We start from the raw sequence: 21406 nt of genomic DNA, 5'->3' as shown, positions 1-21406 counted from the left end.
AAGTTCTACTTTAACTGTTACATTAAGTTCTTCTATAAGAACTTTAAAAAGAGCATACACAACAATTTCGTAAATTTTATCTATACTTCTCTTTAACCCAGGATTATTTTGAAATTGCCCGATAAATTCAGTGAGTTCAAAATTTTCAATATCTGACTTCATACAATAGGCTAATCCCGAAGTCATTTGTGAGTATCTTTCTATAAATTTCCGATAGATATAAGCTTCAACAATGCCTGATTTATTTTTATTCTCCTCTCCAAGCAGCATCAAAACTTCGGGTGGAGTTGCGTTTTGCTCGAATAAATTATCTTGATACCGTGAACTCGAATTAGTAATTCTCCCTAAAAAACGTTTACAAATAACATCTCTCCATCTTTTTGAAGCTGTCCTATAGGTATTGATATCGGCGAGAGTCAAGTCATCAAATACTCGATGATGATACAGAATTTCAGCAACTTGAATCGGTTTATAAAAATGAACTCTAGCTTTGTTTATAATATTATCCAAAGCGTTTTTTGCTTCGTTTAAGCTGACTGACATTTTTACTATGACTCCTTTTATTCAAATTTAGCAAAGTCAATAAATAACTGTCTAGGTTCTTCAGGAACAGGTTGTTTTTCTTCTAAGGCTTTTAACATCTGTTTTGCGATCGCACGAACGACTGGAACCGGAACACTATTACCCGTTTGTTTTCTGATTTCAGCGTGAGATACAACGATTTTAAACGATTCTGGAAAGCCTTGCAAACGCAAAAGTTCCCGTGACGATAGACGTCGAACTCCATTCACTAAAAGATAGTTATAAGAAGCCCCACTTCTCAAAGCGCAGGAATAGGGAAGCACAGAAATATTTCCCGATTTATTTTCATGCCAAATTGATGGATAAAAGGGCTTAACTTTCAATTTGTTAATTCTCTTTTGTTGGATAAACTCAGAAGCAAACAAACTTTGATCAACTTTTTCATCGGGTTCTAATATATCGGATAAACTCATTCTTTTTTTTACGGGTTTGGGAAAGTCAAAATTGATGTTATCTAAAAATCCAACAATATAAGTTCGTTCTCGCTTTTGCGGTAAACCAAAATCTAGCGCATTGAGAACTTCTGTATAAATGTGATAACCTAGATTTTGCAGGAGTTCGGTAATAACTTTAAACGTTTTTCCTTTGTCGTGAGTTCTAAGCTGTTTGACATTTTCCAATAAAAACGCTTGAGGAAGATGTTCTCTTAAAATCATCTCAATATTATAAAATAACGTTCCTCTGGCTTCATTAAACCCTGCCATTTTGCCAATAATACTAAACGCTTGACAGGGAAACCCCGCCAATAAAATATCATGTTGAGGAATCAAACAAGGATCAATGGTGGTAATATCACCTAAAGGACATTCACCAAAATTTGCTTGATAGGTTTTTTGGGCGGCTTCATCCCATTCAGAAGAAAACACACATTTTCCCCCCAGTTCCTCAAAAGGGAGACGAATTCCCCCAATTCCCGCAAATAAATCAATAAACGTGAAATTGTATTTTGTTAATCTATTACTCATTCATCAGTTTTTAAAGCGATCGCGAAAATTACCACAAAAGCCAAAAGATTTAATTTCTTAGTGTCTTAGTGTCTTAGTGGTTTATCCTCCTAAAATTACCACAAAGGCACAAAGTCACGAAGATTTGATTTCTTAGTGTCTTGGTGTTTTATCCTCCTAAAAATTACCACAAAAGCCAAAAGATTTGATTTCTTAGTGTCTTGGTGTCTTGGTGGTTTATCCTCCTAAAAATTACCACAAAGGCACAAAGTCACGAAGATTTGATTTCTTGGTGTCTTGGTGGTTTATCCTCCTAAAATTACCACAAAGGCAGAAAGAGATGCTTGCTTAGTGTCTTAGTGTCTTGGTGGTTTTTTTTCCTGAAAATTACCACAAAGGCACAAAGTCACGAAGATTTGATTTCTTTGTGTCTTGGTGTTTTTTTCTCCTTTTTCTGTTACTTTCCTAACTGTTTTGAACGTTCACAAGCCGCTTTTACTGCTTCTATTAATGCGGAACGAAAAGCCGCCTGTTCGAGTTTGCCGACGCCTGCTATTGTAGTTCCGCCTGGACTGGTGACGCGATCTTTCAATTCTGCGGGGTGCATACCTGTCTGTTTTAATAATTCTGCGGTGCCTAGAACGGTCTGTAAAGCCAGTTTTGAAGCGATCGCTCTCGGGAGTCCTGCTGCTACACCGCCATCGCTTAGAGCCTCAACCATCAGGGCAACATAAGCAGGCCCCGAACCGGATAACCCTGTTACCGCATCCATCAAATATTCTGGTACTTCCACAACGTCCCCAACTGCTGCTAGAATTTGTTCAGCCAGTTTGAGATGATGGGGTTGAACAGCTTTACCGGGAGCGATCGCACTAATTCCAGCGCCGACGGTTGCGGGAGTATTGGGCATCACCCGAATCACGGGACGATGAATGAAAGCCGCTTCTAACTTACTTAACGGTACCCCTGCTAAAATCGAAATAATCGTCACCTCAGATTCAGGGTTCGGAGAATCTCCTAAACTGAGGGCTGCTAAATCTGAAATTACAGTGTCTAAGATTTGAGGTTTAACCGCCAACAGCAGCACCTCTGTGACCTGTGCGGCTTGGCTATTCTCATCTGTGACCTCCACCCCATACTGTTGCTGGAGAACAGCTCTACGCGGCTCATGGGGTTCGCTAACGATTACATCTGTTGGGTGATAGATATTCTGAGCAATTAAACGGGAGAGAAGCGCTTCTCCCATCACCCCGCCACCAATTAAACCGAATTTGAATCCTGTCATTTGTTGAGTGTAAAATGTCAGAGTCAGTGGTCAGCAATTGTAAAGTCTGATTTCTGATCTCTGACTTGGATAACGCTACTACTGCACCGCTTGTTTCTCGGATTGCCACATCGAAGTCATCGGGGAAGGAATGCGAGTGCGTCCTTGGCTGGGCATTTCGTTCATCACGCCTGACTGAGTTCTAACTTGAACACAACTGGGCGTAAACAGGAAAATGCTTTCACCAATTCGTTCTTGATGACCATCAAGGGCGTAGGTTCCTCCAGCTACGAAGTCTACTGCTCTTTGGGCTTGGTCTGGGTCCATCATGGTGAGATTGAGAACGACAGACTTTCTTTCTTTGAGCGCTCTAATAGCCGCAGGCATTTCTTCAAAAGTACGAGGTTCCATGACCACGACTTCTGAAATTCCGTTTAACGCTCCTGGCATACCGATCACATTGTTCATGGTTGACCCCAATCCTTCTGATGTTACCGTACTTGCTGTAGGGTTAGTAGCCCCAACTGTCCGTTCTCTAGGGCGACGGACGCTCCGACGTTCTTCCTCTACGGGTGCAGGGGAAGCGAGTTCTTGGGGAGGCTGATAAACATTTTGATATTGATCCCCCTCCATTTCATCGTATTCATAATCGTACTCAACAGAGTCATTGAGTCCTACAAAATCCCGTAGCTTACCAAAAATAGAGTTCACGGTTTCTTCTCCATAACGACTCTTTCTCCCGACTAGACACCCATTTTAGGGGAGCTAGCAGGGATTGACTATAGTCAGTTTTTCTCGAACTCGATAGCTTTACCAGAAAATATACTATCTTGTTTAGGTTGTACGCGCACCAAAGAGAATTTGTCCAGGCCGAATCATTGTTGCACCTGCTTGTATAGCTAAAGTATAATCCCCAGACATTCCCATTGAGAGTTCTTTGATCTCGAGATTTGACCAGCGTTGTTGTTGAATTTTTTGGGCTAACTGGCGAGTTTGCTCAAAGACATTCAACGTTTCCGAATCATTTAATCCTAAAGGGGGAATGGTCATTAGACCTTGAATTTGAATGTGCTGGCATTGATTAAGTTCCGCTAAGTCGTCTAAAAGTTGAGAAACGCTCCAACCATATTTATTGGGATCGCTTAAAATCTTAACTTGTAGGCAGACTTGAGGCTGACAACCCGATTCTTCAGCGAGTCTGTCTAGGCGTTGAGCGAGTTTGAGACTATCAACGGAGTGAATCCATTGAAAGTGCTGCACAGCTTTTATCGCTTTGTTGGTTTGGATATGACCAATTAAATGCCAGGTGATATCGGACAAATCTTGCAGTTGCTCTTGTTTTTCCATCGCCTCTTGAATGCGATTTTCGCCAAAATCCCGGATTCCGGCTGCGTAGGCGATACGAATCACATCAGCCGATACTGTTTTGGTGACAGCAACGATTCGCACAGAATCGGGGACTTGGGAGCGAATTTCAGCAATACGTTCGGCGGTGGAATGGGTCATAATTTCGTGATGCGTGGTTCGAGAAGGGAGGGAAAGTCGGATGTCAGGAAAACTCGGGTTCCCTCTGTCTTCTTTTCCCTTTCTTATTCTCTCGTGAAACCACAAACAATAAACACCCCAAAGTTATTGAAATGTGCGTTGATGAATGACTTGTAGATTTTTATGTTCTTCAACCTGGCCTGTTCGGCGCAACATTCTCAGACGGATTTCTACAACCAGTCGGGCGTCTGAACGGCTAACGGGTTCAAATTTCAAACCGCTTGGCCCGTGAGTGACTAAAAAAAACAGTCGTTGGGCGTACAGCGTGGTAAACAGTTCTTGATTATCCTCAACTTGACATACTCTAAACAGTAAGCCAAAGTTGGGGTGATTCATGTAAGTTTCAGTTGTCATTCAGCCTAAAATTTAGCAAATAAGTAGCTCTCTAAAACAGTCGATAGCAGTCAGATTGAGCAAGTTATGAAATCTAACTCTACCATCTATTGGCAGTCATAAAGATCCAGATATCTAGACAGGATACTGAACAAGGTTGATGAAATGCCACTCCAATAAATTCTTTCTCCTGTAAGATGATCTCTGTTGTTTTTGACTGTTTTCTAGGGTTACTAGAGTGAGTTTCTGAGGTTCAACTGAGCGGATTCTCAGATCCTTGATAGCCGGACTTGAGAACTTAAAATTTGGGAGCAGACCAGGCTCGAATCATTATAAATTGCATCATCGCTTATGGGTTTGTCGTTAATGTAAACTTTACCTTTTTGACACTCCCGCCGAAGACCTGCGGTATAGCGGGGGATTCTTGCTTCTCAGACACGCGCGCTAGAGCCGAAGCCCCCCGCCAGTAAGTCTCCACAAGCATTTTCAGACACGCTCTGCCCGAGCGCATCAATACCACGATTCCGAATCACCTGCGCGGCGGCGACATCCCGGTGGGTGATGTACCTGCATTCCGGGCAATTATGAACCCGCTCCGAGAGTAACTTCTTACCCGTCGTCGCCCCGCAATTCGGACAAATTTGGCTGCTGTAATCTTTGTTGACCTCACCCACAAAAACGCCCCGCTTCCATCCTACCCACTTGAGGATGGTTACGAACTGACCGAAGCCAGCATCGAGACAGTGCTTAGATAACATTCCCCGCCCCCACGAACGGAAGTCAATGTCTTCGATAAAGATGGACTGTCCGCGATCGCAGAGGTGGTGAGCAAGTTTAAAATGCCAGTCTTTTCGAGTTTCCTGAATTCGTTGGTGAAGTCGAGCAATTTTTTGGTTCAGCTTGTGCCGATTGTTAGACCCCTTCTGCTTGTGCTTTAATCTCCGTTGCAGCGATTTCAGCTTGCGATGGAAGCGGTTCAAAAATCTGGGTCTGTTTATCAGTTCCCCATCCGACGTTGCCAAGAATTTCTCTAACCCGAGGTCGATACCCAAAGGATGCCCGTGAAAAGGAACATTTGGGACGCTGACATCGGATTGCAGAGACAGCATCACGAAGTAGCCGGATGCCCTCCGAACAATTCGGGCTTGCTTGGGTTTGAATCCGTCAGGAATTTCCCGAGACTTGAAAACCTTAACCCATCCGAGTTGAGGTAACTTAATTCGGTTGCCGTTGACGATCTCGCCTTTAAGCTGAGGATAAATAAAAGACCGCATCCGGTAACGATTCTTAAATCTGGGAAACCCAAACCCTCTGGCTTTCATATCAACAAACGCCCGATCCAAGGTTCTTAAGATTTGCTGAAGAACCTGGGCGTTAACTGACTTCAACCGTTCGTTATTTTTCTTGGCTTGCGTCAGCGCTTTCGTTTGGTAGTGATAACCGGGGAAGGGTGCGTCGGCGGGGATGATGTACTCGTTAACAATCGAGCAGGCATTAACGGGAGCCAAGCGAGAGTTGAGCCAATTCTTACGTTCTTTCAAGGCAAAATTCCACACCGAGCGACAGACATCTAAGGTGCGTTCTATCACCTCTACCTGTTGCTGTGTGGGTTTCAACCTGTACTCGTAGGTCAGCGTCAACATCGTCGAAATTTCAATCCAATGCCCGGGTTATAGTATTAGAACAGATTCTACACAGATTGGGCTGTTGTGTAGACGTTCTCCCTGCGGTCGATTTTTATTGGCGAAAATTCATCTCACCGTTAACCCTGGGGGTATAACGGGAGTCCTCTTTTCGCATTTTCAGATAGAAGGGTCGGGGTCACTGCTCAATGTTGAAATTGGCTGAAAAGTTAAAGTGTACTGGAAAATTTACTAATCTTCAATCGGTTTGACTGAAATTTTTCCGAAATCGTCTTAAGCTTGCGCTCCCAAAATAAACCGCAGCGTCCAGAATACAGTTAAAGCAGCCAGTGCGAACCGATCAACCCATCGGATTTGCAGTTGATACCATTTGACATGATGTTGATTAGGAGTGGTGAAACCCCTGACGGTCATCGCACTCGCCATCTGTTCGGCTCGTAGTAATAAATTTTCTAACAAGCGTTCAGCAATCATCAACCAAACTTGAGTGGCTCGGCGAAATCCGAGTTTTTTCCAGTTAATCGCTCGGGTTCGCACAGAGCGGACTAAATTTTGAATTTCTTCTAAAACTAAGGGAAAAAACCGTAGGGAAAGCGTCAACGTTAAGGCGATTTCGGTGACGGGTAAGTTAAATCGTCGCAAGGGTTCCATCACATTTTGAATGGCGGTGGCGATTTCTTCGGAAGCTGTTGTCAGCAAATATAAGTTGGTGCTGTAGACCAGCGTAAACAGTAAGGTACTGACGCGAATTCCTAAATCAACCGAGTAGCGAGTAATTTTTAATGGCCCTTGCTCGACTAACACATAGCGATAAGAAGTGGGTTGGGGTAAAGGTGTAGTGATCTGTTCTGGGGGTTGAGGGAGTGCAAAGCTAATCTCATCAGAGGGGAGACGGGGTTGATGTTCGGCGATAATTCCATCGGGCATTATACAACTGACGACAAACAACAAACTACAAAACATCAGCAGCCAGCCCATTTGTCGTTTCCAGACTCGCAAAGGAATTCTCGCACCAAGAGTAATAATAATCAGTAACCCCACCAACGCGAGTCGCCAAATGGCGTTGGCTAACAACGGCGCTAACAAAAAACTCATCAACCAGGCTAGTTTGACTCGCGCATCCAGTCGATGTAGCCAGGTGATTGGTTCTTCTAAATATAAACCGATCGGCAGCGATCGCAATAAATCCATGATTTCATTCCAGCAGGGAACAGCTCATTAGGCAACAGGCAACAGGCAACAGGCAAAAGGGAAATAACTGTTAACACAAAAAACGGGTCACTGGTACGGGTAATTCATCAATTGCCCCTACAACTGTCAACTGCAAAGACTGGTGAGTGTTAAACTTTTGTGGCTCGGTTGGCTGTATTGCGTTCGACTTCTCGGGCTGGTTTCCCGCGCCAAATTAACCGAATAGGTGTGCCTAAAAAGCCCAATTGTTGGCGAAATTGACTTTCCATATAACGACGGTAATTTTCATTAAATCGTTTGGGATCATTGACAAATAATACCAGTGTTGGCGGTTGGCTACTGACTTGAGTCCCATAATAAATTTTCCCTTGTTTACCCTGGCGAGTGGTGGGGGGAGAATGCCAACTGACGGCTTCTTCGATCACGTCGTTAATCACGGCGGTACTAACGCGGCGTTGATGTTCGGCGACTGCTTGATCGACTAAATCAATAATTTTTTCAACTCGTTGTCCGGTTAAGGCACTGACAAAAATGGTTTTCGCCCATTCGATGAAATACAGTCTTGATTTGACTTCTCGTTCGTATTCTAAAATGGTGTAGGTATCTTTCTCAACGGTATCCCATTTATTGACGACAATTACACAAGCGCGACCTTCTTCTACGATGCGATTTGCTAACTTGAGATCCTGTTCGGTGACGCGATCAACGGCATCAATCACTAACAGCACAACATCGGCTCGACGAATGGCTTTAAAGGCACGATTAATGCCAAAAAATTCCGCCCCATATTCGACATTTTTTTTGCGTCGAATTCCGGCTGTATCAATTAAACGGTAAGTCTTTTCGTTGCGTTCAACGACGGTATCGATCGCATCCCGAGTTGTACCGGAAATCGGGCTAACAATGGCGCGATTTTCTCCTAAAAAGGCATTCAATAAACTGGATTTTCCAACATTCGGACGCCCGACAATTGCCACTCGAATTTCGGTGGATTCTTCGATTTCATCACGGCGGGGAATATATTGGATTAATTCATCGAGTAACTCGCCTGTGCCACTGCCATGTATGCTGGAAATGGGGAAAGGATTTCCTAAGCCAAGTTCCCAAAATTGCATCGATTGCATTAAGCCGGCTGTGGGAGATTCGCATTTATTCACGGCTAAGAGTACCGGAACCGAATGTTCACGCAACCAACTGGCGATCGCTTCATCTCCCCCCGTTAGCCCGACTTGTCCATCTACTACAAAAATCGCGACTGTGGCTTCTGCTAAAGCGACCATCACCTGTTCACGAATCAGGGGCAAAAATTCGGTATCATCATCAAAAATCAAGCCTCCGGTATCGACCACCGAAAACTCTCGATCTTGCCAATAGGCGTGGCGATAGGTGCGATCGCGAGTCATCCCCGGTTGATCGTGAACAATGGCTTCTTGGCTTTCAGTGAGGCGGTTTACCAGGGTAGATTTACCTACATTTGGGCGTCCAATAATTGCGACAATCGGTAAGGGCATGGGGTTTAGAGCAGCTCGTCACTGGCAATCTTCTATATTCAACCTTCTATTGTAGCGAGTTCTCTTGGAAATTGAGACAAAATGTGAGAAAACCCTGAGAAGGGTCTGAGGTCAATTTCATTAATTTTCAGCATTTTCTATTTTACATATCATCTGTTTCCCAAGTTGAGCTTCTATCTTAGTTAGTGTAAGGAAATCGGAAACGGAGATAAGTTTATGCTCATCAACACTTTAAAAACGGTTAGTATCGCTTCTGTTATTCTCTTAAATACAGTGATCGGTGAAGTGGCTTTGACCTCTGTCGCTTCGACGCTTCCCGCCTCGGCTGCAACTCCATTGATCGCTCAAAATAATAATATTATTGCAACGGGTTCTTTTGTAACAGTTGAACAGGATCATCCCACGAAAGGAATGGCTCGGATTGTTACTGAAAATGGTAAACGGTATTTAGAATTTGATGGTGCATTTACCACAGCTCAAGGCCCTGATGTTAATGTCATTTTACATCGAAATAGCACAATTCCAGTTAAACCTAAAAAAGAAGAATATATGACACTGACCTCTCTACAAAGTTTTGAGGGAGCGCAACGGTATCTACTTCCGGATAATCTGGATATCAGTCAATATAAGTCTGTTGGGATTTGGTGTCGTAAATTTGATGTGACATTTGGTTATGCAAGTTTTTAAGGTTTAGATCAGTTAAAAACAAGGGGCTTAAGCCCCTTGTAAAGATTCTATTTTTTCTCAAACTTACCGTTGTAAGTGATCAACAAAAGTTTCCGGGTGTTCGATAGTGTTTTGAGTATTTTCTTTCAACTTCTGAACGTTGCGTTTTGCTCCAGACGCTACATCTTCTGTGAACTGTTTAGCAGACTGACCGACATCTTCGGAGATATTTTGGACTCGTTCATTCAGTGGGGTTCCCTGTCTGTAATTTTCGGCAAATTCTTCAGGGCCATTCACTTTGCTAACATTTCTCTTTGCATTTTCTACTAACTCATTAGCCTTGCGTTTTGTGTAATTGCTCGGTTCTGGGTCCATATCTTCATAAGGATACATTCCACCAGATTTCTTATTCTGAACAGGTGCATAAAGCTCTTTCTGCTGTCCTTTACTGCTGTGATATTCTCCCGAACCTGTAATATTAGGAGCCGGAGGTTTAGCATTACAAGCCGTTGTAACAACGACTAAAATCCCCGCTAAAACAATAGTTAAAACACTTTTCAAAGAAGTAGATTTGATAGCGCCTATTAATCTTCTAATCATGCAAACTCTCCTGTAGATTTTATGGCTGTTATTTTGCAATTTAACTTGCTGTTTAATACTGTAAAAAAATAGCCGATAATTTACCTCTGGCTTAAGAAATATTTTTGAGGATAGAAGTTCAACGGGTTTTCTAACTCAAGAGAGAGGAGACTGAGAAAAGAAGATATAAAAATTATAGGTTCTCTCACCTTTGATATAAACTCAATGAAAATTTATCTTCATTAGGAAGATTAAAACTTAACTCTATTTTACACTAATACTCATGCAAAAAATGTGTTATACTAATGGGATTTTTTGGATGGGTAAATTCACCCCCACGACACAAAGACCCGAAAATTTTCTCTTGGTGTTCCTTGTGTCTTGGTGGTTTTTCGTCTGTTAATATTTTACATCGGAGTCACTTCAAACTGACTGATGATTTGACATTTTCCCCGTCTTGCTTGGGCTGAAGACGAGGATCTGTTCTAAGCTTTGTTTAGCTGGCGATACCGCTCAAAACTATGAGAGAGCTTTTTCGATTTCAGCCCGTAAAGTCGGATCATCTGGAGCAATTTGAGGTTCAAAACGAGCGACGACTTCACCTGTTCGTCCTACCAAAAACTTACCAAAGTTCCAGGCAATATCTTGCCCTTCACCAATGAGAAATTGATATAAAGGACTACGGTTTGAGCCGTTAACATCTTGCTTTTCCAGGAGCGTAAAATCTACTTCGTACTTGGTTTGAGTAAAGGTTTTTATTTCTTCAGGAGTACCGGGTTCTTGAGCGCCAAACTGGTTACAAGGAACGCCAACAATTTCCAAGCCACGAGCTGCAAATTCATTGTGTAGCGCCACTAGACCTTTATACTGAGGTGTTAGGCCACACTTACTCGCAACGTTGACAAAAAGGATGACTTTATTGGCCAGTCTCTCGGGTGAAAGGGGATGTCCTTCTAGGGTTTTTAGCTCAGTGGGTAAAGGCATTTTTGATGATAATGTCGTGGTACAGATCTTATTATTAAATAAGCGCACTAAAATTTCAAACTTTCTCCAAAAATTCTTTCAAAACTCAGGGTTATGGGGGTAAGGCGGGTTTACAACAGTGAACAGTTGTACCCGGGAAGAGTGAACTGATAATTGATAACTGTTATGAACCCGCCCCTACATTGGTACGGAATTGATGAATTATCCCTACTTTAGCCATGAGGGTAAAGCTAAAAGTTCTGGAATTTGTAACTGTTCTAGAGGGGAATAAAACCTCGCAGCTAAGATAAAATTGACAGTCTTTTTAGTTTTTGCTCTCTCACTCAACTGAGTTATTAATTGTTGATAAAATTCCTGTTCGGTTTCCGTTAACGGTTCGCTGATAAAATCACTTTGATATAACAATTGAGAACATTTTCCGATAGAACTTTGCTCAACTGATTCTAACTCCGTTTCTGCTAAATTTAACCAGAAATCAGCCAGTTGTCGCCGAATTTGACGTAATTCTTCTACAACAGATTGATTGGATGGATCAATACGATATAAGTTTAAACAACCTTGTAGGCGATTCTGATATTGTTGAGTTTTCAGATCGGGAGTATTTTGAGTTAAGGTTTCCGGTGTTGTTTTTAACTGTGCTGCGGCTAATGTCTGTTCAACTTTCTGCAAAGCTTGTTGATTTTCAAATACCGTTTGATAGTCTTTTATTAACCAACTGGGTAAACGTTTCTCTGCATCTCGAACTAACATTTTTCCGGGAACATAATACAACATCGCCGCCATTAAACAGTTGAGTGAATTTGGATGTTTTAAACCCGTTGCGACTTGCGTGAGTTGATCGACAAATTGACGTTCAGCTTCGATTAAAGCTTCATGCTGAATTCCGCGACTGAGTAACACTTGATAACCATTTCCCATATGTCCTTTGTAAACTTCTTCTAATTGATCAGGAGAAATTTTTAACCAATATTCCGCCATCACTTTACGAAGTTGCCGTAAACGTTCGATAATAGCTTCCTCAGAGGGATTAAGTGTGTAGAGATTAATATGATGAACTAACTCCGATAAATAGTCTCGTCTGGCGATCGCTGTGTTGAGAGGAATTTCAGGAAATTCTTGCTGTTGTTTCAAAGTATTGAACAGTTGCTTAAATAGCGACTCCATCTTTTTAGAATAACGATAACTATCTAAGAAAGGTGGATTGTGCTGCATTTTTTCTGCAATATTTTGACTATATTGTTGCCGGAGTTTAGCGTCTGTCGCCAACTGAACTGCTAAGTTGATATAAGCATCTTCGCTGTCAACAATTAAGTCATTTAAAGCTAGGCATTTTAATAAAGATGATCCCATTTTTGAACGGAAAGAATCACCCTCTTGAGTAATAGTTACTAAACCTACTTCTAAGGGATCAACCAAAGAATTCACCCCAGAAAAGGGATAGGAATCTAAATAAACATCTGCTAATTTTAGATATTGTTTAATATCCGTTCGACTGGGTTGAGTGTCTAAAATCATCAGACGACTGGGTTTAACGTTGTAACGTTCAAAAGCGGTTTTGAGGGTATTGAGAAAAGGAATTCGAGCATAATTAGATGTCCAGTTGGGGTTAAAGGGATAGAGAATTAAAACAGAATTCGGAACTTTTGCAAGAATTTTTGCCCAAGTTTCTCTCAACTCCGGTATAATTTTATAAAAGTTCGCACCCGAGATAAAAACAACCGTATTTTCATCAAGTTTCAAATCAGAACGTTGAGGATGAACTGTTGGTTGAGCAGGTGGGATAGCGTAGTAATTAAAACAATGTGCAGTTCCTTCAATGACGGCTAACTTTTCACTATATTGTTGGGGTGCTTGGGGAGATTCCGTTAAATTTCCAGAGATATAATAATCAATATTTCGCATTCCCGTTGTCACACAAGAAGAAGTCGAAGTGACTTGAATTCTGGCGAGTCGATGTAACGCTAACAGGGTAATAGAATGGGTGACTGCGGTAACATTAGTACCAATTAAAAGGATGTCTAAATCATCAGCACGAATGGTTTTTACTTGATCGCTTAATTTTTGAGGAAGTTTGATCCAACGATCCGCACGACTCTGACAATATTTTTCCAGAGGATGATTGTTGATTTGACAAGTGTAGAGAATAATTTCAAACTGATTTCTATCAAGATGTTCAAAAACAGGTAACGTTGAATAGGTTTCCGTTTGGGGGTTCCAGTGAGTGCTGAGAATTCCTAAACGAATTTTATCTAGGCTTTCAGAGCGTTTCGGAAAGGTATAATCTAGTTTATTACCCTGACTTAAGAGCGCTAACTCCATAATTTCCGCTCGTTTGATATAGATATCTTTGATATTTTCGGAACTAAAATAAAGCGGAATCGCGTTCATTCTAAGCAGAAACACATTAGCGATATCTTGCCAAGTTTTTGAGATTTTATCACTAAAGATTCGACTATGAAGATAGTCAACCCATCCTTTCAGATAAGAATAATAACGTTCAACTTCTCCGGTTTGCTGAAAGAAATGAGGTGGTGTCAGCATAAATGTCAGATAATCATTCACAAACCAGTTGGGAATAGGAGCGTTTTTGTACCATTGAGAGGGGAGTTGATGGGGATAGCAATACAACATTGTGGCGAGGAGATGTGGGATAGCATTAGGTTGATTTAAACCCTGAGAAAGATAGGCTATCCATTGATTAACTTCTGACTGTTCAGCTTCAGTTAACGGTTCATTTTTTATCCCAGTATTGAGTAAGGTTTGGTGAATTTTTCCGCAATCTTCTGTATAAAAATTATCTAATTTTTTAAAGGATGTATTCAGCCAAAATTGTCCTAATGTTTGGCGGATTTTTCGCAGTTTATCTAAAACAGTTATATTTTTGGGATTTTGGCGATATTGTTCTGATAGAGTTGTTACTTCTTTCAAAATACCATTGAAGTCTTGAGAACCCCATATTTCTGAACTGAATAGCTGAATAATCGCATCTTTGACAGGCTGAGACTGACTACATTGTACTGCGGCTTTAATTTGTGCGATCGCTGTTTTTTCTTCCCCCACTCCTAACATTTTTTTCGCTGTATTCAGCGCGTAAAACGCATAATGTTCTCTGGCTTTTTGGGAAAGTGTTTGTGCTTTTTCTGGTGGAAGATAAGAGTGAGAAATTTCAATCGATTTTAGAGTATCTTTAATATTTTCACCCACTGCAATTAAGCGAGAACTTTCGGAACTTGAATGGAGACGATAACAAGCCAAAGGTTGAGGTTCATAGACAACAGAATAGTGTGCGGCGATGCGTTTCCACATTTCCCAATCTGCTGCTGAACCCGCATCCAGACAAAATCCTCCGAGAGTTTCATACACACTTCGTTTAACAACAATTGAAGCAAATTGAACCCGTTGCATGACAGCAATTCGTTCGATCCAGTTATCAAGAATTCCATAATTTTCCTGTTCTAAAGCCGAGATTGAACGCTGTTTTCCTTCCGCATCTACATAATAATGACGACAAAAACCCGCACCAGCTTGGGGTTCTTTTTCTAAGAGTTCTCGCAATTTATGATAAAATCCTGGTAAGACAAAATCATCTTGATGGAGAATATGAACCCATTCTCCTTTTGCGCGTTGAATACAGTCATTCCAATTTCCAATTAAGCCTAAGTTTCGCGGTTGTCGATAGAATGAAATGCGATCGCCTGCAATTTGTTGAACCAGTGCTTCTATATCTTCATCTGGGGAACAATCATCAATTACCTCAATTTGCATTTCTGCGGAACTGGGAGCTTGATTTAACAGACTTTTTAGTGTATATTCTAAATACTTTGATCCGTTGTAAGTCGGAATCATAACAGACCAAAAAGGTTTATTGTTTTGTTCTATATTTGGCTGAATCTGAGTAAAATTTAGGGAATTTAAACGGGATTGAGTCTGATTTTCTGATGTCTTTTTGAAGGTTTGCATTAATTGAGATTGTAGCTTTGAGTCTAAATCATTAAAATAAGAGCTATTAACAATTTTATGATAGAATTTATGAATATCTCGCTGACTATTTCCTTTAAGTTTATTGGCAATCGATAATTGTTCTGGATGAATCCGAAAGTGAGACAAGCTTTTATTAACGAAACCGATTTTATATTGACTCATAATCCTGAACCACAGTTCTAAATCAAGTAGTTGATAGAGTTCAGGATCGAAGATTCCGACATTCTTAAATACACTTTTGCGGATTAAAACTGTACTGGGTTCTCCGATTTTATTGATGGGATGATTTAATAGATAGGGAACAGCGAGGAGTTCTTTTCCCTCTTGTATTGATTTTAGATTCAGCCAATGTTTATCAATATCTTGAGCGTAAACACTAATTTCTTGGCAATATTGATTAGATTGTGCTTCTGGAGAAACCAATATTTCACGACGAGAAAAGACTAATCCTATTTTTTCATCTTGTTCGGCTAAATTTACTAAGTCTTCAATACAGCTATTTTCTAAAATATCATCTTGAAATATAAATTTTATATATTTTCCTTGAGTCTGAGAAATCGAGTAATTCCAATTAACAGCTAATCCATACTGACAATGACTGAAAATTTGAAAGTTACCCGAGAATTTAGATTGAAAAGATTGAGCAATAGCTATAGTTTTGTCGGTTGAACCATCATCAGATATAATAATTTCTAAATGAGGATAGGTTTGAGATAAAACACTCTCTAAACACTCGGCTAAATATTTCTCACCATTATAAGTCGGGATGCAAACACTGACTAAAGGATAACTCACGGTTCTCTGATGCTGGTGAACAGCAGGAACTTCTACGGATTTAGCGGTAAATTTTTGAATAAAATGAGGATGACAACAGGGATCAGAATTAAATATTTTACCCCATCGTTCTTGGATTAATTGTTGAGCAGAATCCTGAATTTTGCTACGTTGATAGGGGGTTAATTCGACATTCCAACTTTTCAACTCTTGATGATAGAGTCGAACATGAGGAAGATAAATATTTCGATAACCTTGATGGATGAGTTTTAGACAAAAATCAACATCATTGTAGATCAAGGGTAATGCTTCATCAAATCCGCCAACTTCTTCAAATACAGTGCGACGACAGGCTAAACAAGCGCCACTCACCGCAGAAACATTATTAATTAAGCTGATTTGTAAGAACGTATCATAATCATTTATTTTAGTAATTCCCTGATAAAAAGAACTCGATATTTGATTTTTACTTAAAACAAATCCGGCGTTTTGCAGGGATTTATCAGGATATAGAAGCAATCCACTGACAGCACCAATTGAAGAACGTTTAGCTTGCTCAACCAACGCCTCAATCCAATCAGATGTCAGAATTTTAGTATCATTATTCAAAAAGATGAAATATTCTCCGTTGGCTTGACTCACGCCATAGTTATTCAACTGAGAATAATTAAAGGGAATGTCTAAACGATAGGTTTTAAATTGAGCCGATTTTTGCTGTTTCCAAAAGTTTAAAATGTTTTTGGTTTCGGCTTCAACACTCCCATTGTCAATCACAATAACTTCATAGTTGGGATAGCTTGTATTCTGAAAAATAGAAGTTAAACACTGATGCAAAATACTGCCATAATCTCGCGTCGGAATAATAATGCTAACAAGTTTAGATCGATCAATTTCATAGCGAATACTGTAATACCCCGGAGAATCTTTTAAAGGAATAACCTGTCCGCCTTCATTCCGTCTTTGCATAGCTTCAGTTAACGCTTTGGTTGCGGCTTCATAAGCGTAGGGTTTAGCCGTTTGTGACATGGAAGCTGAAGCCGAGTGCATTCTCCAGTGATAAAGAATTTTAGGAATATGAAAGATTTTATTTGTTTTTTCGGTGAGTCTCAAGACTAAATCATAATCTTGACTTCCTTCAAATCCTTGTCTAAATCCTGCAATTTCATTCACTAATGATCGACGATAAACCCCTAAATGACAGGTGTACATTCGGGAAAGAAATGAATCGGGACACCAATCCGGTTTATAAGCGGCTTCTCTAAATTGATTGTTATTATCTATTTTATCTTCATCGGAATAGATCATATCCGCTTCGGGATGCTGATTGAGTAGCCGCACAACCTCTTCTAACGCATCAGAAGTGAGTAAATCATCGTGATCCAGCAACGCAATAAATTCACCCGTTGCTATTTCTAACGCCGAATTTGAACAAGCAGAAATGTGACCATTTTCCGTTCTGAATATCGGTTTAATGCGAGTATCTTGTTGAGCGTATTCTTCTAAAACCCTTCGCACATAAGGGAAAGTTGAAGCATCATCAGCAATACACAATTCCCAATGAGAATAGGTTTGATCGAGAACGGATTGTATAGCCGCTCTTAAATAGGGTTCGGGTGGATTGAAAACGGGAACAATAATACTAATTAGAGGTTGATGATTCAATTCAGCTTGAGAACGCATATTTTTTTCCTAGATCAGATTTTTAACTTTAAAATTAAATTCGGGAACTTTATAAGCCAGCCAAAACCCATTTCCAACTTTACTATCTGGATCTTCAACGCCAATTAACGTCCAATTAATTGGGGGTAAACCTGCAACTCCTGATTTTAACTTTTCAAGAAATCCTCTTAAGGTTGTCGAGGTAAATTTCCAATAGTGATCGGAATAACAACTTCCGGGAGGTGCGGTGTCAATCGTCCAGTTTTCGTGATAAGCTTGAATCAGTTTATCATAAGTTGATAACGGTCTATTATCACCCAATAAAGCATCCGGTTGGGGAACAATCATCACAATATATCCTCCCGATTTAAGGACTCTTTGCCATTCTAAAAAAGCTTGGACTGGGTTAGGAATATGTTCAAAAACATGACTGGATAATACAAAATCTTGGCTGTGTTTTTCGACAGGAATATCAGTCGCATCTCCATAAAGATCGATTGGAGTAGGAGTTTCACCCATTTCAACCTGACTTTCTCGATAAACCTTTTCATCAAATTTAGGTGCAACATTAATCGCATTAACACCAAAAGGGTTATGAGCCGCAGCGCCAAGTTCTACTCCTGATAATCCTTCTAATAACTTTAAGGTAGGTTGATGGAATCTAAATTTCATAACTTAATTTTAATGCCAATTAATATCGAATTAAAAATCCTTTGGGTGCCCAGGTAAAACCAAATTTCTGCTCTCGTTGTTCATCCAGTTTATAATCATCAGGATATTGGGAAAAATAGGCTTCTATCGCTTCATAAGGCCCTTCTCCCCATTCTGGTAAAACTGGATGACCGTTAATATTCCCATCTTCGACAATTAAATAATCTCCTGATGTTAAAAGAGGACGTAACAAGAGCATTTCTTCTAAGACATGATCTTTGCTGTGGTCACTATCCAAAATGGCAAAAACTCGCCCCGAAAATTCTTGTCGCAACATCGAAATTCTTTGAGCAACGACAGGATGAGTTGAGGATGAAAGCATCAGTTCAATGCGAGGATGTTGCTTAACTTGATCATCGAGACAACTCTGATCATTGTCAACGGAGAAAACTTTAGAAGTTTGAGGAATTTGATCGAGGAGATGAGCAAAAAATAAGGTGGCTCCTCCGTAACGAGTTCCAAACTCAATAATTAAACTCGGTTTTAAGTCAAAAATAATTTCTTGATAGTTCCACATATCACAAGGAGACTTGAGCGCACTGACTCCTGCCCAAGTTGTAGTTGTCCAAACATGACTATTGTAGTACCATAAGTGATAAGCCTCACCCGAATAATTGTTGACCTGTTTCGGCTTCAAATTCTGATGATGAATTTTGCCTAACAGTTTCATGGCAATCTCACAATTGGGAACATTTTCCAAAATTTGATGGCAAACTAACTCGGCTTTAAAATAGTCTCCCGATTGAAAATAACTAACAGCCGATTTAATTGAAAATTCAAGTTCAAACATATAACTTTAACACAATCGCTTTTCTTTATAAATAGAAATTAAAGTCAGCTTTTTTTGCGATTGAAGCTCAGATCAAGAATCACAAACGGCGATTTTAACTTGAACCCCTTCTCAGAGGTTGACAAAAAAATAAATTTATTGTAGTCAAACAACTCCCTGTGTCTGATTAGAGCATCACCTATTTTAAGATGTTAAGGCTTCTTGTCCTGATCCCCAGGATTGGTGAAAAATACGTTAAGATTGGTAAACATAATAAAAAAGATACCAGAGTCCACAGGACTCTGAGCAACATTAGGAGGATAGACCCCGGTGAACAAACGCTGGAGAAACGCAGGCTTATACGCACTTTTAGCAATCGTTGTCATCGCCCTGGCAACCGCCTTCTTTGATAAACAACCTCAAACACGGGAAACTTGGAAATATAGTACCTTCATTCAGGAAGTCGAAAATAAGCAAGTTGAGCGGGTTAGCCTGAGTGCTGATCGCTCTAAAGCCCTGGTTACGGCGGAAGATGGTTCCAAAGTCATGGTTAACCTTCCTCCCGATCCCGGCTTGATCGATATTCTGAGTCAGAATAACGTTGACATTTCCGTGATGCCTCAAAGTGATGAGGGTTTCTGGTTCAAAGCTCTCAGCAGCTTATTCTTCCCTATTTTACTGTTAGTTGGCTTATTTTTTCTGTTGCGTCGCGCCCAAAGCGGCCCCGGAAGCCAAGCCATGAACTTTGGCAAGTCTAAAGCGCGAGTTCAAATGGAACCCCAAACTCAAGTCACCTTTGGGGATGTGGCCGGAATTGAACAAGCCAAACTCGAACTCAGCGAAGTGGTAGACTTCCTGAAAAACGCCGATCGCTTTACCGCCGTTGGTGCGAAAATTCCCAAAGGCGTGCTGTTAGTCGGCCCTCCTGGAACCGGTAAAACCCTCCTCGCCAAAGCCGTCGCGGGTGAAGCAGGTGTTCCTTTCTTCAGTATCTCCGGTTCAGAATTTGTAGAAATGTTCGTCGGTGTGGGTGCGTCCCGCGTCCGCGACCTGTTTGAACAAGCCAAAGCCAACGCTCCCTGTATTGTATTCATCGATGAAATTGACGCCGTTGGTCGTCAACGGGGTGCGGGTTTAGGTGGTGGTAACGATGAACGGGAACAAACCCTCAACCAGTTACTCACCGAAATGGATGGTTTTGAAGGCAATACCGGAATTATCATTATTGCCGCCACCAACCGTCCTGATGTCTTGGATGCAGCGTTAATGCGTCCGGGTCGTTTTGACCGTCAGGTTGTTGTTGATCGTCCTGACTACGCGGGTCGTCTGGAAATTCTGCGGGTTCATGCACGCGGCAAAACCCTCGCTAAAGACGTAGATCTCGAAAAAATTGCCCGTCGGACTCCTGGGTTTACCGGGGCTGACCTGTCGAACTTACTCAACGAAGCGGCTATTTTGGCGGCCCGTCGCAACTTAACCGAAATTTCAATGGATGAGGTGAACGACGCCATTGACCGCGTACTCGCAGGCCCCGAGAAGAAAGATCGGGTAATGAGCGAAAAACGCAAAACTTTAGTCGCCTTCCACGAAGCGGGTCATGCGTTAGTCGGTGCGTTGATGCCAGACTACGACCCTGTACAAAAAATCAGCATTATTCCTCGTGGTCGTGCGGGTGGGTTAACCTGGTTTATGCCCAGTGAAGATCGGATGGACTCTGGGTTGTTCAGTCGTTCTTATTTGCAAAATCAGATGGCCGTTGCTTTAGGCGGACGTCTGGCGGAAGAAATTGTTTTCGGCGAAGAAGAAGTCACCACTGGCGCTTCTAACGACTTGCAACAGGTGACTCGTGTGGCGCGTCAAATGATTACCCGTTATGGGATGAGTAACCGTTTGGGGCCTGTAGCTTTGGGTCGTCAACAGGGGAATGTGTTCCTCGGTCGTGATATCATGTCTGAGCGGGATTTCTCCGAAGAAACAGCCGCAACCATTGATGATGAAGTTCGTAAGTTAGTTGATGAAGCTTACGTTCGTGCTAAAAATGTGTTGATGGAAAATCGCCACGTTCTGGATAAATTGGCAGAAATGTTGATCGAGAAAGAGACGGTTGACTCGGAGGAGCTGCAAGAACTCTTAGGAAATAATGATGTTCGAGTCGCTGCGATCGCCTAGTTGATCGTTCTCATCTGAGAAACTTAATCTTAATCAGGCTACTCTAGGAGATTCTAGGGTAGCTTTGATTTTTTCTCAATGTTTTATATGGTATATTAAAT

At 41.2% G+C, this 21406-nt stretch carries 16 protein-coding genes; 2 read left to right on the top strand and 14 right to left on the bottom strand.

Annotation, left to right across the window (positions count from 1 at the left end; genetic code table 11):
* From WN50_RS18085 to der, 9 genes are all read right to left on the bottom strand, one after another.
* Positions 1-543 (bottom strand): HaeII family restriction endonuclease (locus tag WN50_RS18085; protein WP_049560116.1); only part of this gene is annotated, 543 nt, incomplete at its 3' end.
* A 17-nt stretch (positions 544-560) separates the two neighbouring features.
* Positions 561-1547, bottom strand: coding sequence for a DNA (cytosine-5-)-methyltransferase (gene dcm, locus WN50_RS18080; protein ID WP_046278975.1), 987 nt, complete (start codon positions 1545-1547; stop codon positions 561-563).
* A 436-nt stretch (positions 1548-1983) separates the two neighbouring features.
* Complete coding sequence (gene proC, locus WN50_RS18075; protein WP_046278976.1) at positions 1984-2811, bottom strand: pyrroline-5-carboxylate reductase; 828 nt, start codon at positions 2809-2811, stop codon at positions 1984-1986.
* 78 nt (positions 2812-2889) lie between these two features.
* Positions 2890-3501 (bottom strand): cell division protein SepF, encoded by a 612-nt coding sequence (locus tag WN50_RS18070; RefSeq protein ID WP_046278977.1) that lies wholly within the window; start codon positions 3499-3501, stop codon positions 2890-2892.
* 123 nt (positions 3502-3624) lie between these two features.
* On the bottom strand, positions 3625-4296 hold the full coding sequence (locus WN50_RS18065) for a YggS family pyridoxal phosphate-dependent enzyme (RefSeq protein ID WP_046278978.1): 672 nt from the start codon (positions 4294-4296) through the stop codon (positions 3625-3627).
* Between the two features lie 123 nt (positions 4297-4419).
* Positions 4420-4689, bottom strand: a complete 270-nt coding sequence (gene pipX, locus WN50_RS18060; RefSeq protein ID WP_046278979.1) for a transcriptional coactivator PipX — start codon at positions 4687-4689, stop codon at positions 4420-4422.
* 410 nt (positions 4690-5099) lie between these two features.
* Positions 5100-6311 (bottom strand): RNA-guided endonuclease InsQ/TnpB family protein, encoded by a 1212-nt coding sequence (locus WN50_RS18055; RefSeq protein ID WP_046278980.1) that lies wholly within the window; start codon positions 6309-6311, stop codon positions 5100-5102.
* 273 nt (positions 6312-6584) lie between these two features.
* Positions 6585-7502 (bottom strand): energy-coupling factor transporter transmembrane component T family protein, encoded by a 918-nt coding sequence (locus WN50_RS18050; RefSeq protein WP_046278981.1) that lies wholly within the window; start codon positions 7500-7502, stop codon positions 6585-6587.
* A 149-nt stretch (positions 7503-7651) separates the two neighbouring features.
* Positions 7652-9013: a ribosome biogenesis GTPase Der gene (gene der / locus WN50_RS18045; RefSeq protein ID WP_046278982.1), complete on the bottom strand. Its 1362-nt coding sequence runs from the start codon at positions 9011-9013 to the stop codon at positions 7652-7654.
* A 216-nt stretch (positions 9014-9229) separates the two neighbouring features.
* Here der and WN50_RS18040 point away from each other — a divergent pair, with 216 nt between their 5' ends.
* Positions 9230-9700 (top strand): DM13 domain-containing protein, encoded by a 471-nt coding sequence (locus WN50_RS18040; protein ID WP_049560112.1) that lies wholly within the window; start codon positions 9230-9232, stop codon positions 9698-9700.
* A 63-nt stretch (positions 9701-9763) separates the two neighbouring features.
* Here WN50_RS18040 and WN50_RS18035 read toward each other — a convergent pair whose 3' ends face one another.
* From WN50_RS18035 to WN50_RS18015, 5 genes are all read right to left on the bottom strand, one after another.
* The gene (locus WN50_RS18035) at positions 9764-10240 is read right to left on the bottom strand and encodes a hypothetical protein (protein WP_160315401.1); all 477 of its coding nucleotides are present in this window, start codon (positions 10238-10240) and stop codon (positions 9764-9766) included.
* Between the two features lie 537 nt (positions 10241-10777).
* A complete protein-coding gene (locus WN50_RS18030) occupies positions 10778-11242 on the bottom strand; it encodes a glutathione peroxidase (RefSeq protein ID WP_046280745.1) in 465 nt (154 codons plus the stop codon).
* A 207-nt stretch (positions 11243-11449) separates the two neighbouring features.
* Positions 11450-17677, bottom strand: a complete 6228-nt coding sequence (locus WN50_RS31050; RefSeq protein ID WP_053221548.1) for a glycosyltransferase — start codon at positions 17675-17677, stop codon at positions 11450-11452.
* A 9-nt stretch (positions 17678-17686) separates the two neighbouring features.
* Entirely contained in the window at positions 17687-18328 is a 642-nt protein-coding gene (locus WN50_RS18020) for a class I SAM-dependent methyltransferase (RefSeq protein ID WP_046280290.1), read from the bottom strand.
* A gap of 19 nt (positions 18329-18347) precedes the next feature.
* The gene (locus WN50_RS18015) at positions 18348-19157 is read right to left on the bottom strand and encodes a CmcI family methyltransferase (protein ID WP_200906311.1); all 810 of its coding nucleotides are present in this window, start codon (positions 19155-19157) and stop codon (positions 18348-18350) included.
* A 309-nt stretch (positions 19158-19466) separates the two neighbouring features.
* Between WN50_RS18015 and ftsH3 the strand changes: the two genes are divergently transcribed.
* Positions 19467-21305, top strand: coding sequence for an ATP-dependent zinc metalloprotease FtsH3 (ftsH3, locus tag WN50_RS18010; protein WP_046280289.1), 1839 nt, complete (start codon positions 19467-19469; stop codon positions 21303-21305).
* Positions 21306-21406: the final 101 nt, after the last annotated feature.

This window comes from Limnoraphis robusta CS-951 (assembly GCF_000972705.2).
The sequence above is the reverse complement of the archived record's forward strand: the minus strand, read 5'-3'. Positions and strand labels throughout refer to the sequence as shown.

Excerpts from the sequence above, each read along its gene's own strand:
- WN50_RS18020 (WP_046280290.1), bottom strand. The coding sequence starts at position 18,328 with ATGAAATTTAGATTCCATCAACCTACCTTAAAGTTATTAGAAGGATTA.
- pipX (WP_046278979.1), bottom strand. The coding sequence starts at position 4,689 with ATGACAACTGAAACTTACATGAATCACCCCAACTTTGGCTTACTGTTT.
- WN50_RS18050 (WP_046278981.1), bottom strand. The coding sequence starts at position 7,502 with ATGGATTTATTGCGATCGCTGCCGATCGGTTTATATTTAGAAGAACCA.
- WN50_RS18015 (WP_200906311.1), bottom strand. The coding sequence starts at position 19,157 with ATGTTTGAACTTGAATTTTCAATTAAATCGGCTGTTAGTTATTTTCAA.
- WN50_RS31050 (WP_053221548.1), bottom strand. The coding sequence starts at position 17,677 with ATGCGTTCTCAAGCTGAATTGAATCATCAACCTCTAATTAGTATTATT.
- proC (WP_046278976.1), bottom strand. The coding sequence starts at position 2,811 with ATGACAGGATTCAAATTCGGTTTAATTGGTGGCGGGGTGATGGGAGAA.
- dcm (WP_046278975.1), bottom strand. The coding sequence starts at position 1,547 with ATGAGTAATAGATTAACAAAATACAATTTCACGTTTATTGATTTATTT.
- der (WP_046278982.1), bottom strand. The coding sequence starts at position 9,013 with ATGCCCTTACCGATTGTCGCAATTATTGGACGCCCAAATGTAGGTAAA.
- WN50_RS18065 (WP_046278978.1), bottom strand. The coding sequence starts at position 4,296 with ATGACCCATTCCACCGCCGAACGTATTGCTGAAATTCGCTCCCAAGTC.
- WN50_RS18040 (WP_049560112.1), top strand. The coding sequence starts at position 9,230 with ATGCTCATCAACACTTTAAAAACGGTTAGTATCGCTTCTGTTATTCTC.
- WN50_RS18055 (WP_046278980.1), bottom strand. The coding sequence starts at position 6,311 with ATGTTGACGCTGACCTACGAGTACAGGTTGAAACCCACACAGCAACAG.
- WN50_RS18030 (WP_046280745.1), bottom strand. The coding sequence starts at position 11,242 with ATGCCTTTACCCACTGAGCTAAAAACCCTAGAAGGACATCCCCTTTCA.